We start from the raw sequence: 12,520 nt of genomic DNA on the forward strand, positions 1-12,520 counted from the left end.
CGCCGGGATCGCCCGCGAGCGCGGCACCGAGGTCCACCCCTACTGCTGCTTCAACGACATGCGACTGGTCGAACGGCCGCTCCGCGAGGGGGCGTCCGGGTCAGTGGTGCCCGTGGCCGCTGGTGATCTCCTCGTGCTCCTCGGCGGTCGGCTTGGCGATCTGGCCGCCCCCGCCGTAGAAGCCGCGGGAGAGCTTGGCGCGGGTGCGCGTCAGCAGCCCGGTCCTGCGGGCCACCCCGTTCTCGTCCACCTCGGCCGGCAGCTCGACGGGCTGCGGCTGGTCGTGCGAGGTGAGCGTGTACAGCCGTCCGGGCGGCAGCGGCGCGTGCACCTCGACGAACTCGCCGTGCTGGAGGCGCTTGATGACGCCGGTCTCGCGCCCGTGCAGCACCTTCTCCCGGTCCCGTCGCTGGAGGCCCAGGCACCACCGCTTGGTGATGACGAAGACCACGACCGGCGCCACGAAGAACGCGATCCGCACCGCGTTGGTGATCGAGTTGATCGACAGGTGGAAGTGGGTGGCCAGCAGGTCGTTGCCGCCGCCGGCCAGCAGGACCAGGTAGAGGCTGATCCAGGCGGCCCCGAAGGCGGTGCGCACCGGGGCGTTGCGCGGCCGGTCGGCGATGTGGTGCTCGCGCCGGTCGCCGGTGATCCAGGCCTCCAGGAAGGGGTAGGACCAGATCGCCACCAGCACCAGCGGGAAGATCATCAGCGGTACGAAGACACCCAGGTTCAGGGTGTGGCCCCAGAGTCCGATCTCCCAGCCCGGCATGATCCGGATCAGGCCCTCGGAGAAGCCCATGTACCAGTCGGGCTGGGCGTCCGTGGACACCTGGTCGGGCCGGTAGGGGCCGTACGCCCAGATCGGGTTGACGGTGGCGATCGCCGCCATGGCAGAGATGACGCCGAACACCAGGAAGAAGAAGCCGCCGGCCTTGGCCATGTAGACCGGCATCAGCGGCATCCCGACGACGTTCCTGTTGGTCCGGCCGGGCCCGGCGAACTGGGTGTGCTTGTGGTAGAAGACCAGGATCAGGTGGGCCACCAGCAGCCCCAGCATGATCCCCGGGATCAGCAGGATGTGCACGGTGAACAGCCGCGGGATGATGACCACGCCCGGGAACTCGCCGCCGAAGATGAAGAACTGGAGGTACGTGCCGACGATCGGCACGGCGAGGATCGCGCCCTCCATGAACCGGATGCCGGTGCCGGAGAGCAGGTCGTCGGGCAGCGAGTAGCCCATGAAGCCGTCGAACATGCCGAGGAACAGCAGCAGCGCGCCGAACATCCAGTTGATCTCGCGCGGCTTGCGGAACGCCCCGGTGAAGAAGACGCGCATCATGTGCACGAACATGGCCGCGACGAAGACGATGGCGGCCCAGTGGTGGATCTGCCGGATCAGCAGGCCGCCGCGGAGGTCGAAGCTGATCTCCATCGTCGAGGCGAAGGCCTCCGACATCGGGACGCCCCTGAGGGGCACGTACGAGCCCTCGTAGATGACCTCGCCCATCGACGGGATGAAGAACAGCGTCAGCCAGACACCGGTCAGGATGATGATGATGAAGGTGTAGAGGCAGATCTCGCCCAGCATGAAGGACCAGTGGTCCGGGAAGATCTTGCGCAGGTTGGACCTGGACAGGGCGTAGATGCCGAGCCGCCCGTCGGCCCAGTCGGCGAACGCCTCGACCTTGTTGGCCGGTGCCGCGCGGGTGCTGGTGGCCGGTGCCGGGCCCGGCTGCTGACCGGCTCTCACGACGGGCTCCCCGGTGTCCGCTGCGGAACGTCCTGGACGCCCGGCCGCTGAGCTGCCGGCCGGCGGAGTGATGTGATCATCGGACCTCTCGATGCGGGGGAGCCGGGTACGCCGGCGCGCGGATCCGCCGACCCGCCGCCCCCGTTGCTCAAAGTGATGGAGCGCTTACTCTGACATGCTGTCGGCACCGCGCCGACTGTGCACGTCCATCGGCCCGTCCGGCCGCTCGTGTCGGCTCGCCCGAGGGTCCCCCGTCGCCTCCGGCGGCCGGGATGCTGCGCCCGGGTGCTGTGCCGGGGCGCCGGAGCGTTTGGTGCGCGCCGTGCCCGGGGAGGGCGTGGCGGCGGGCCTACGCTGCGCCAATGGTGGATCACCGGGAACTCTTCGAGGACGTGACGACCGACCTGGCCCGGGCCGGGTTCGACACCGGACGGGGGCCGTCGGGCCTGCGGATCGGTCACCGCCCCCAGGGGGTGGTAGTGGACTGGCGGCCGGTTGACCCGGCCGACGGGGCGGGCGGGTCCGGCGAGGTGGAGCGGGTCGACCCGCCGCCGGTCGAGGGGATCAGGGCGGCGGTCACCGGTGCGGTCGCCGTGGTCCTGCGGGAGTCCGGCTACCAGGTGGCCGCGACCGGGCGGGACGAGCTGCTGGTCACCGCCGGCCCCGCGCGGGCCGTCGAGGCCCCGGCCGGGCCGGCCCGCGACGAGGTCGCCGTTCCGGAGCAGTGGTGGGGCTGACCGGTGCGACTCCGCCGCCCGGGCGCAACTCTCCGGTTGCGCCCGGGCGGGGCCAGGTGCAACCATGGGGTTGCATTCACTGGTGACGACGGAGGAGCATCCCATGAGCGAGGACCGGATCGAGCGCGAGACCCTGATCGCGGCCCCCCTGGACCGGGTCTGGGCACTGGTGGCCCAGCCCGGGTTCTGGGTGGACGCGCAGAGCGTGGCCGGCACGGTGGCGCGCGAGGGCGAGTCGACCGTGGCGCGGAGCGCCGAGTACGGGGACTTCCCCGTGCGGGTGGAGAAGGTCGAGCCGCCGACCTACCTGGCCTACCGCTGGGCCAGCGCGTTCCCCGGCGAGGAACTGCGCGAGGACAACACCACGCTGGTGGAGTTCACCCTGACCGAGGAGGGCGACAAGACCCGCCTTCGGGTCGTCGAGAGCGGGTTCGCGGCCCTGGCCGTCTCCGAGGAGCGGCGGAGCCAGGCCGTCCGGGACAACAGCGGCGGCTGGCCCCAGGTGTTCGACGCGCTCCGCACGCGGGCCGAGCAGCGGTCGGCGTGACGGAGCGGCGGAGCGGCGGCGCCGAGGTCGTCGACGGCGTGCTCGGCGCGCTGGCGGACCCGACCCGGCGCCGGCTGCTCGACCTGCTCGCCGCCCAGGGCGAGGCGACCGCGACCACGCTCGCCGGGCGACTGCCCGTCACCCGGCAGGCCGTGGTCAAGCACCTCGCCGTCCTGGACACCGCCGGGCTGGTCACCGGCCGTCGGGCCGGCCGCGAGGTCCGCTACGCCGTCCGGCCCGAGGCGCTGGACGCGACCGCGCGGTGGATGGCCTCGCTCGCGGCGGACTGGGACCGGCGGCTGGCGCGGATCAAGCTGTTGGCGGAGTCCGCCGAGTCCGCCGAGGCCACGGTGGCCGCCGAGTCCGCCGGGACGGACGCGGGAGGGCCGGGAGGCGCGGGGCCGGTGTCGGAGCCGCAGCCGCAGCCGCCGGACCGGACCCGCGGCTGAACCACCCCGCCCCGCCCGGCCGGTACCGTCCCGTCCCGTCCCGTCCCGTCCCGGCCGGGACGGGAAACGGCGGGTCAGCGGTTCGGGCCCCCGGACCGGGACCGGACCGCGGCCACCAGCTCGCCGACGCCGTGCTCCTTCAGCACGCCGTAGTGGTCGCCGGCCAGCTCGATCACCGTCGGCGCCGTCGCCGAGTAGCCGGAGCTCCCCTCGATGAACGAGTAGTCGTCACCGGTGGCCTTGAACACGGTCACCGGCGCCGACAGCCGCCGCTCGGCCAGCTCGCGGAAGCTGTAGTCGAACTCGTAGGTCTCCCCGACGATCCGGGCGATCCGGCGGACGACCTCCTCGTCCAGCTCCGGCATCAGCCCGTGGACGAAGGCGGCGAAGCCGTCCTCGTCCCGGACCTCGGCCAGGCACCGGTCCAGCCCCGGCCCGCTGATCGAGCCCGCGAACACCGAGTACAGGATGGTCAGGTACGCCGGGTTGCGGTAGGAGTACTCGCGTCCGTACCGCTCGCCGCCGGCCTTCCGCAGCTCCGGGTTGCCCGGGCAGATCAGCAGCAGGTCGTCCACCCGCCGGCCCGCCTGCTCCAGCTGCCACGCGGCCTCGAAGGCGACCCGGGCGCCGAAGGAGTACCCCCACAGGGTGTACGGACCCTCCGGGCGGATCCGGAGGATCTCCGCCACGTCGGCGGCGGCCATCTGCCGGATCGTCGGGTACGGCGTCTCCCCGGGGTTGATGCCGTACGTCTGCACGCCGTAGAACGGCCGGCCCGCCCGGCCGGCGAGCGGCCGCAGGTTCATCGGGTAGCCGCCCAGACCCGGCCAGCAGAACACCGGGTCACCGGCGCCCCCGCGGTGCAGCGGCACCAGCCGGGAGGCCGGCCCGCCGGAACCGCCGGCGGCGCCGGAGCGGTCGATCCGCTCCGCGAGGTCGGCCAGTCCCGGGCTCTCGAACAGCACCTGGAGCGGCAGCCGGGTGCCGAACTCCCGGTTGACCCGGTTGACCAGCGCCACGGCGATCAGCGAGTTCCCGCCCGCGGCGAAGAACTCGTCGGCCAGTGAGACGGTCTCGTACTTCAGCGCGGCGCCCCAGACCTCGGCGAGCCGGCGCTCGGTCGGCGTCGACGGCGCCACGAACGGCGCGCCCGTTCCGGCGTCCCGGACCTGCTCGCCGGCGGCGAGGGCCCTGACGTCGACCTTCCCGTTGGCGGTGAGCGGCAGCTCGTCCAGGACCAGCACCCGGTTGGGGACCATGTAGTCGGGCAGCGCGGCGGCCAGCTCGTCCCGGATCATCTCCGCCGGGCCCTTCATGTGCACGGCGTCCTCCCGCATGCCCTCGCTGCGGATCTGCTCGCCACTGACCCGCCCGCCGAGGAAGAAGTACGACGGCCCGGGCGCGATCCCGCACGACGCGAGGACGGCGTCCAGCCGCCGGGCGGCCGGCAGCGGGTGCCCGGTCCTGGAGCTGTAGCCCGAGGACATGAACCCGAAGCCGAGTCCGTTGCGCTGCAGGTGGTGCAGCCGGGTGCCCAGGCCGATGTACTCCAGCCACGGCTCCGCCGCCCGGCTCACCGCCGAGATGCCGAAGTCCGCCCGCCGGTACACCTGCTGGTTGATCGCGATGACGTGCCGGGCCTCCACCAGCTCGTCCGAGATCAGCGTCAGCCCGCCGTCCTCGTACCGGTGGGTGCCGGCCGGAAGGCCCTCGACCCGGCCCGGCCGGGCCTGGACGTAGAGCTCGGTGTCGTCCCGGTACGGCCGACCGTCCTCCGGGACGACCGTGAAGCTGCCCAGGTAGAGGTCCTCGTCGGCGACGTCCAGCCGCCGTCGGACGGCCGGCTCGTGACCGAGCGGCCGCACCGCCAGCCCGTACGCGGGCAGCACCTCCTCCAGGACACCGAGCATGTGCCCGGTCTCGAACTCCAGCACCTCCTGGATGTTGTTCCGGTACACCGGCTCGATCGCGCTGCGCCGGCCGAGGAAGTGCAGGGCCAGGGGCGCGGCGCCGTCGGCCGCGTCGCCGACCCGGACCAGGGTGTGCTCGACCGGGTGGTAGTAGTGGACGCCCGCGGCCAGGCCCTCGGAGTCGTTCGTCTCCAGGTACAGCTGGGTGGCGTACAGCGCGCCGGGGGAGGCGTACGCGTACTTCGGCAGCAGCCGCTCCTCGCTGTGGAACTGTCCGAACCACCGCAGGATCCCGCCCAGCTCGGCCAGGGTCACGCCGCCGTCCCGGCGGGCGGTCCGGTGGTGGTCCGGCCGGTCCGCCGGGTGCGGGGCGGCGAGCAGGGCCAGCAGGTCGTCGCGGGTCACCGGGCCGCCCTCGAAGAACCGGTAGGTCTTGCGGGCGAACGCCTCCCGGCGCTGCCGTCCGCTCTCCTGCCGCCCCGGAAGCCCGACCACCGGCCGGCCGGCCAGCTGACCCGGGCTCCGCAGACCCGGGTTCGACAGCTGCGCCTTCACCTGGAGCTTGCTCGCCTTGGACCGGTGGTGCCCGCCGTGGCTGCCCTGGTCCATCAGGGCCGCCTCCTTGGGGTTCAGCTCCACGCAGGCCACCAGGTTCCGGTGTCCCGTCCGCGCGTCGTCGGTCACCACGGCGGCGGCCCGGCGCACCCAGGTGTGGTCCTCGATCGCGAGTGCGATCTCGTCCAGCTCGACGCGGTACCCGCGCAGCTTGACCTGGCTGTCCGTCCGGCCGGCGCACTGCAGGGTGCCGTCCGGGTTCCACTGGGCGAGGTCGCCGGTGCGGTACAGCCGCTCGCCCGGGAGGTACGGCGAGGCGACGAACCGTTCCGCCGTCAGGTCGGGCCGGTTCAGGTAGCCGCGGGCCAGCTGGACGCCGCCGACGTACAGCTCGCCGGTGGCGCCGACCTCCACCGGGGCCAGCTCCGCGTCCAGCACGAAGCAGCGGGTGCGGTCGACCGGCAGGCCGATCGGCACCGAACCCGAGCCCTCGCCGAGGGCCTCCGGGTCGACCCGGTGGGCGGTCGCGTTGATGGTGCACTCGGTCGGCCCGTACAAGTTGACCAGCGAGGCCCGGGGCAGCTCGGCGGTGAGGGCCCGGGCGAGCCGGACGGAGAGCGCCTCGCCGCCCGAGTAGACCGCGCGCAGCGTGGTGCAGCCGGGCAACCGCTCGGTGTCCAGCAGCGCCTGGAGCAGGGTGGGGACGCACTGGAGGGCGGTCACGCCGTGCTCCAGCACCGCGTCGATCAGCCCGTCCGGATCCCGGTAGACGCCCGGCGCCCCCATCACGACGTGGGCGCCGGCGGCGGGCGCGAGGATCTCCCACTGCGCGGCGTCGAAGCTCATCGGCGTCTTCTGCAGCACGGTGGTGTCCGGGCCGAGGTGGCCGGCGTCGGTCAGCCAGCGCAGCTGCGACACGATGCTGTGGTGCTCGATCATCACGCCCTTGGGCCGGCCGGTGCTGCCGGAGGTGTAGATGACGTACGCCAGCGCGTCCGGGGTCGGGCCGGGGGCCGGGTCGCCGGGTCCCCGGCTCTGGTGCGGGATGGGGTGCGTGCCGGCGGCCTCGCGGAGATCGGCGGGTGTGACGATCCGGACGCCCGGCGGGGCCAGCCCGGCCAGCCGGTGCCGCAGGTGGTCCTGAGCGACGATCACCCTGGTGCCACTGGACTCGATCATGTAGCGGATCCGCTCCTCCGGGTACTCCGGGGAGAGCGGCAGGTAGGCGGCGCCCGCGCAGAGGATGCCCCAGGCGCCGGTCATCAGCTCCAGGGACGGTTCGGTGTACAGGCCGACGCAGTCGTCGGCGCCCGCACCCAGCTGGTGCAGGTGGGCCCCGAGGGCGTCGGCGGCCTCGCCGAGCTCGCGGTAGCTGAGCCGGCCGCCGTCGCCGGTCACGGCCGTGGCGTCGGGCCGGGCGGCCACCTGCGCGCGGAGCAGGTCGGGCAGGCAGACGGAGCGGCGGGCGTCGAGGAGGGCGGCGGACAGGGCGGACTGTGCGGTCATGAGGGGGTTCCCGTGGGTGGGTGCGGATCGGTGCGCCCGGCGCGGGCCGGGCGTGGCTTCCAAGGTCCGCCGCCCGCCGTCCCGGACGCCTGGGGCAGCGGTCGCCTCCTGGCCCGATCCGGTGCCCGGCCCGTGTCGGGCACCGGCCCGGGCAGGGCCCGGTTCCGCCCGCCCCCGTCCCGGGCCTCCGGCCCCGCGCCGGGACCGGTGCCCCGGCCCTGCTCCGGCCCCTGCCCCGGCCCTGCTCGCCCGCTCGCCGTCCGGTGTCTGGTGTCTGGTGTCCGGTGTCCGCCGGCTCCGGACCGGCCGCGCCCTGCCGGTCGAGGAGGTGGTCGAAGTCCTGGTCGGCACCGCGGAGCGGGCGCTCTGCCGCTGGACGGCGGCGCGGGGACCGGCCCCCTGCCGACCTTGCGCCGCCGACCGGAGCGCAGGACCCCGGCCGGGGCTCCGGTCCGGGTCGGCCGGTCAGCCCCGGGCGGTGGGCTCCGCCGCCGCGGCGAGGTGGCCGAGGAAGGCGGTGACCGCCGGCGGGACCGACCGGTCCCTGAGGGTGGCGGTGCGGACCAGGCGGACGGGCGTGTCGTCCGGGTGGAGCGGGACGAGGGCGACGTCCGGCCGGGCGGCGCGGGCGGCCAGGGCGGGGATCAGGGTGACACCCAACCCGACGGCCACCAGGCCGAGTTTGGCGGGCCACCCGGCCACCTCGTACTCGATCCGCGGCCGGAAGCCGCTGCGCACGCAGGCGGCCAGCAGGGTCGACTCGGCCCGCCGACTGGCGGCGATCCAGTGCTCCCCGGCGAGCTCGGCCAGCTGCACCGACGCGCGGCCCGCCAGCGCGTGGTCCGGTGGAAGAGCCACCAGGACCGGATCGTCGACCAGCGGGCGGAGGTCGAACAGCTCGGTGTCGTAGGGGTGTTCGGGATAGGCGGAGACCAGCGCGAGGTCGATCGCGCCGTCCCGGAGCCGGTCCAGCAGGGCGGACGAGAGCCCCTCGGTGAGCGAGACCCCGACCAGCGGGTGCGCGGCCCGGAAGGCTGCCAGCGCGTCCGGGACCAGCGCCGCGTTGGCGCTGTCGAACGCGCCGACCCGCAGCCTGCCGAGGTTCAGCTCGGTGAGCGCCGCCAGGTCGCGGCGAGTGCCGTCCAGCCGCTCCAGCAGCGCCTCGGCGTGCGGCAGCAGGGTGCGTCCGTGCTCGGTGAGTCGCACGCCCCGGGCCAGTCGGTCGAAGAGCGGCGCACCGAACTCGGCCTCCAGGGTGGAGATCTGACGGGATATCGCGGACTGGGTGAACCCCAGCCGCTCGCCGGCGGCGGTGAACGAGCCCAGTCGGGCGGCGGTGCGGAAGACTTCGAGCCAGGCCATGTCCATTCCGCATGGCTACCATGCGAGACATTCGCTTGTCGCCTGGCTCGATGGTTCCTAGCGTGGAGGCCATGGAGAAGATCGCATTTCTCGGCCTCGGCCGGATGGGTCGACCGATGGCCCGCCGACTCGCCGCCGCCGGTTACCCGTTGACGGTGTGGAACCGCACGCCCGGGAGGGCCGAGGGGCTCCCGGAGGCCGCCGATCCGGCGGAGGCGGTGCGCGGGGCGGGCGTCGTCGTCACGATGCTGTCCGACCCGGAGGCGCTGGCGGCGGTGGCCGAGCGGTTCGTGGGGGAACTGGTGCCCGACACGATCTGGACCGAGATGTCCTCCGTCGGTCCGGCGGCGGTGGCCGCCCTGCGCGGACGACTGCCGGACGGCGTGGGGCTGGTGGACGCGCCGGTGCTCGGCAGCGTCGGCCCGGCCGCGTCGGGCGGGCTGACCGTGCTGGCGGGCGGGGAGCCCGCCGACCTCGACCGGGTCCGGCCGGTACTGGAGACGCTCGGTTCGGTGGTGCACTGCGGCGGTCCCGGGTCGGGCGCGGCGCTGAAGCTGGTGGTGATCGGCGCGGTGATCGGGGGAGTCGCGGTGGTGGCGGAGGCACTCGCCCTGGCCGACTCGCTCGGCCTCCCGGAGGAACTGGCCCTGGGCGCGCTGGCGAGCGGACCGCTCGGTGGTGCGGTCGGCCGGGCCCGCTCCGACGACGCCGACTTCCCGGTCCGGCTGGCCGCCAAGGACCTAGCGCTGGCCGGTGGCGGGCCCGTCCTGACCGCCGTGCGCGAGCGGCTGCTCGACCACCCCGAACTCGCCGAACAGGACCTCGCCCGCTGGGTGGACGCGGTCCGGGCCGGCTGACAAGCCCGGCCACCCGGCCCGCCGGACGGGTGGCCGGGCCGGGGAGGCAGGCCGGTGGTTCCTCCCGCACCCCGGTCGGGACACACCTTGCCGCGCAGGGCGGGTGACGGCCCGCTCCGGTCTAGGCTCGTGCCATGGTTCGCCGCGACGAGCGCGCCGAGGGCGCTGGACCGTTCACGACCCGGGTCACCTGGCGCAAGGCCGAGGGCGGCCTGGCGGTCTGGGAATCCCGGCCGGCCCGCAAACGCGGCGTGTTCAGGGCGCTGGCAGAGTCGGGAGCCGAGGGTGCGCCGCACCGTGCGGACGGCCGGGCACTGCACCGCCTGCGCACACTCAACACCGTCGCCGCCGTCGCGTTCGTGATCGGTGGCGGGCTGTTCGCGCTCGGCGCCCTCCTCGCGGCGGTCACCGACGTCGGCCCGACGGCGATCGCCTCGGTCTTCTTCGTGGGAGGCCTGTTCTTCAACACCGGCGGCTACGCCTCGCTGCTCCAGGCGGTCAATGCCCCGCGCCGCTCCGGTGGGACGGATGCACCGGTCACCCGGGCCTGGCGCTGGTGGAGCTACGAACCTCAGCGGATCGACTGGCTCAGCACGTTCGTCCTGTTCGCCGGGACCCTGGTGTTCGGTGTGAACCTGCTGGACTCCTTCCTCCAGGGCCTCTCGGTCCGGCAGGCGGACCGGCTGGTCTGGGCCCCGGACATGGTGGGGTGCGTGCTGTTCCTGATCTCGGGACACCTCGCGCTGGTCGAGGTCTGCCACGGCCGCTGGTGCGTGCACGCGCGCGGCATCGGGTGGTGGATCGTGCTGGTCAACCAGATCGGGTCCGTGCTCTTCCTGCTCTCGGCGGTGGCGGCGTTCACCCGTCCGGAGACCGGGAGCCCGGTCAACACCGACATCGCGAACTGGGGGACCTTCGCGGGCGCGCTGTGCTTCTCGGCCGGCGGAGTGGTGCAGTACTTCGAGCGGCCGTAGCCGTTCGGGGCGAGCGGCGGTTCCCGGACGGCGGTGCCGCGGGGGAGACGCCGCTGCTGCTCGCGGAGCCCGGTTGGTCCCGGGCCGGTCAGGCGGCCCAACGGGAGACCGCGAATCCGCTTCCCGCACGCCGTACTTCGACGGCGCCCGCGCCCGCGAAGTGGGCGGGGACCACGAGTTCCCTCGTGTCGGCGGCGCGTTGCAGCACCCGCTGCCGGCTGGCGGCGGCCCGGGCCGGGTCCTCGCAGAAGCAGCTGTTGCAGGCCGGATGGAGCAACTGCACCGGGCTGTGCAGCAGATCGCCGACGAACACCGCCCGCTCCCCGCGTGAGGCGAGCCGCAGCACCGACGAGCCGGGGGTGTGACCCGGCGCGGGCTCCAGGGTGAGTGCCTCGTCGAGCCGGTGACCGCCCTCCCAGAGCACGGCCTGCCCGGAGCGGACGACCGGCGCGATGCTGTCGGCGAACATCAGCCGCCGTTCCTCCCGCCAGACCCGGGCGTCGGCGCCCGCCGGGGCCGGTCCCGACTCCGGCCCGTCCGGATCGATCGCGGCGTGGTCCGCGGCCGGCAGGTAGTAGGTGGCGTTGGGGAAGGCGGGGACCCACTCGCCGTCCCGGGCGACGGTGTTCCAGCCGACGTGATCGGCGTGCAGGTGGGTGTTGACCACCACGTCGACGTCCTCCGGACGGACCCCGGCCGCTTCCAGACGGTCGAGGAAGTCGCTCCGCCGGTCGTGGAAGTGCGGGCTGTGCGGGCGCTGCCGACCGTCCCCGACGCTGGTGTCGACCAGGACGGTCCGACCGCCGTGGCGGACCACCCAGGTCTGGAGCGCCCCCCGGTAGTCGTCCCCGGCCCGGTCCCAGTGGTCGGGGGCCAGCCAGTCCGCGTTCCGCTCCCACTCCCCGGCCGGCAGGCCGGGCACGATCCTCTGCGCCGGGACGAACGGCCCCTCCCACTCGACCACCCTGATGATCTCGGCGTCGCCGAGCACGATCCGCTCCATGGTTCCTCCCCGTGTCGTTGTGCACCCGTGTGGTCGTGCACCTGTACAGCTGTGCGGTTGGGTCGTGGGGCGCCGCTTCCGTGCGCCGCCGGTGTCGAGCCTAGGAGGCAGCGGATGAGCGTCTCAATGCTTCAGAGGATCAGTCGGATACGTGATCGGCTCACAGGTGCGTGGCCGGCCACCGTAGGATGACCGGATGGACGTGGTGAGCGACGCGATCGCGGCCGTGCGCATCGGCCGGCCCTCCTCGGTCCGGCTGCGGGTCGTCGGACCGTGGTCCACCCGGATCCCCCCGTACGACGGGGCCGGGTTCCACGTGGTGCTGGAGGGCGCTTGCTGGCTGCTGCCCGACGGTGGCGCGCCGGTGGCCCTGGGCGCCGGTGACGCGGTGCTGCTGCCGCACGGAACCGGCCACGTCCTCGCGAGCGCGCCGCTGGAGCCGGCCGAGGCGGCGCGGGCGGTACCGATCGACCGGCTGCTCGGCCCCGGACGGCCGGTGCCGCCGCTCGGCCCCGCCGCCTCGTACGAGTCCGCCCCCGGCTCCGGGGCGGGGGCGGCGGTCGAGCTGCTCTGCGGCAAGTACCGCCTGGAGCACAGCCGGACGCACCCGCTGATGCTGGAACTCCCGGACGTCGTCCACCTGGCGAACCGGGTCGGCGGCCACCCGCAACTGCGCTCGGCCGTGGACCTGTTGGGGGGAGAGCTGGCCGCCGACGAGGCCGGTGCGGCGCTGGCCGTGCCGAGCCTGATCGACCTGCTGCTGGTCTACATGGTGCGCGCCTGGCTGGCCGGGCCGCCCGGCGCCGGTGCGGGTGGTGCGGGTGGTGCGGTCGACGGGGGCGGAGCCGGGGCGCAGGACGGTCCGGC

Annotated in this window: 9 protein-coding genes and 1 pseudogene; 6 read left to right on the top strand and 4 right to left on the bottom strand. The window is 74.2% G+C overall.

Annotation, left to right across the window (positions count from 1 at the left end):
• Positions 1 to 100 precede the first annotated feature (100 nt).
• Positions 101 to 1,753 carry a ubiquinol-cytochrome c reductase cytochrome b subunit gene (locus tag ABZY91_RS39310; protein WP_355408723.1) on the bottom strand — a complete coding sequence of 551 codons (1,653 nt, stop codon included), beginning with the start codon at positions 1,751 to 1,753 and terminating at the stop codon, positions 101 to 103.
• A 362-nt stretch (positions 1,754 to 2,115) separates the two neighbouring features.
• Between ABZY91_RS39310 and ABZY91_RS39315 the strand changes: the two genes are divergently transcribed.
• From ABZY91_RS39315 to ABZY91_RS39325, 3 genes and pseudogenes are all read left to right on the top strand, one after another.
• Complete coding sequence (locus ABZY91_RS39315; protein ID WP_355408724.1) at positions 2,116 to 2,490, top strand: hypothetical protein; 375 nt, start codon at positions 2,116 to 2,118, stop codon at positions 2,488 to 2,490.
• Between the two features lie 103 nt (positions 2,491 to 2,593).
• Positions 2,594 to 3,037 (top strand): SRPBCC domain-containing protein, encoded by a 444-nt coding sequence (locus ABZY91_RS39320; RefSeq protein ID WP_329875623.1) that lies wholly within the window; start codon positions 2,594 to 2,596, stop codon positions 3,035 to 3,037.
• Positions 3,034 to 3,372: pseudogene (locus tag ABZY91_RS39325) on the top strand (metalloregulator ArsR/SmtB family transcription factor); the annotation flags it as partial. The gene ABZY91_RS39320 and the pseudogene ABZY91_RS39325, both read left to right, overlap by 4 nt.
• Before the next feature lie 188 nt (positions 3,373 to 3,560).
• Here ABZY91_RS39325 and ABZY91_RS39330 read toward each other — a convergent pair.
• Both ABZY91_RS39330 and ABZY91_RS39335 read right to left on the bottom strand, forming a co-directional pair.
• Positions 3,561 to 7,457, bottom strand: a complete 3,897-nt coding sequence (locus ABZY91_RS39330) for an amino acid adenylation domain-containing protein (protein WP_355408726.1) — start codon at positions 7,455 to 7,457, stop codon at positions 3,561 to 3,563.
• A gap of 465 nt (positions 7,458 to 7,922) precedes the next feature.
• Complete coding sequence (locus ABZY91_RS39335; RefSeq protein WP_355408728.1) at positions 7,923 to 8,819, bottom strand: LysR substrate-binding domain-containing protein; 897 nt, start codon at positions 8,817 to 8,819, stop codon at positions 7,923 to 7,925.
• Between the two features lie 71 nt (positions 8,820 to 8,890).
• Between ABZY91_RS39335 and ABZY91_RS39340 the strand changes: the two genes are divergently transcribed.
• A complete protein-coding gene (locus ABZY91_RS39340) occupies positions 8,891 to 9,676 on the top strand; it encodes an NAD(P)-dependent oxidoreductase (RefSeq protein ID WP_329875631.1) in 786 nt (261 codons plus the stop codon).
• Between the two features lie 134 nt (positions 9,677 to 9,810).
• Entirely contained in the window at positions 9,811 to 10,650 is an 840-nt protein-coding gene (locus ABZY91_RS39345; RefSeq protein WP_355408730.1) for a hypothetical protein, read from the top strand.
• A gap of 88 nt (positions 10,651 to 10,738) precedes the next feature.
• Here the strand turns inward: ABZY91_RS39345 and ABZY91_RS39350 are convergent, their stop codons facing one another.
• Complete coding sequence (locus ABZY91_RS39350) at positions 10,739 to 11,653, bottom strand: MBL fold metallo-hydrolase (RefSeq protein ID WP_355408732.1); 915 nt, start codon at positions 11,651 to 11,653, stop codon at positions 10,739 to 10,741.
• 196 nt (positions 11,654 to 11,849) lie between these two features.
• Here ABZY91_RS39350 and ABZY91_RS39355 point away from each other — a divergent pair.
• Positions 11,850 to 12,520, top strand: a 671-nt coding sequence (locus ABZY91_RS39355; RefSeq protein ID WP_355408734.1) for a cupin domain-containing protein, incomplete at its 3' end; no start/stop codon positions are given.

The organism is Kitasatospora sp. NPDC002965 (genome assembly GCF_040611255.1).
GTDB lineage: Bacteria > Actinomycetota > Actinomycetes > Streptomycetales > Streptomycetaceae > Kitasatospora.

Coding starts and splice junctions, on each gene's coding strand:
- ABZY91_RS39320 (WP_329875623.1), top strand. CDS start 2,594: ATGAGCGAGGACCGGATCGAGCGCGAGACCCTGATCGCGGCCCCCCTG.
- ABZY91_RS39345 (WP_355408730.1), top strand. CDS start 9,811: ATGGTTCGCCGCGACGAGCGCGCCGAGGGCGCTGGACCGTTCACGACC.
- ABZY91_RS39335 (WP_355408728.1), bottom strand. CDS start 8,819: ATGGCCTGGCTCGAAGTCTTCCGCACCGCCGCCCGACTGGGCTCGTTC.
- ABZY91_RS39350 (WP_355408732.1), bottom strand. CDS start 11,653: ATGGAGCGGATCGTGCTCGGCGACGCCGAGATCATCAGGGTGGTCGAG.
- ABZY91_RS39315 (WP_355408724.1), top strand. CDS start 2,116: ATGGTGGATCACCGGGAACTCTTCGAGGACGTGACGACCGACCTGGCC.
- ABZY91_RS39330 (WP_355408726.1), bottom strand. CDS start 7,457: ATGACCGCACAGTCCGCCCTGTCCGCCGCCCTCCTCGACGCCCGCCGC.
- ABZY91_RS39340 (WP_329875631.1), top strand. CDS start 8,891: ATGGAGAAGATCGCATTTCTCGGCCTCGGCCGGATGGGTCGACCGATG.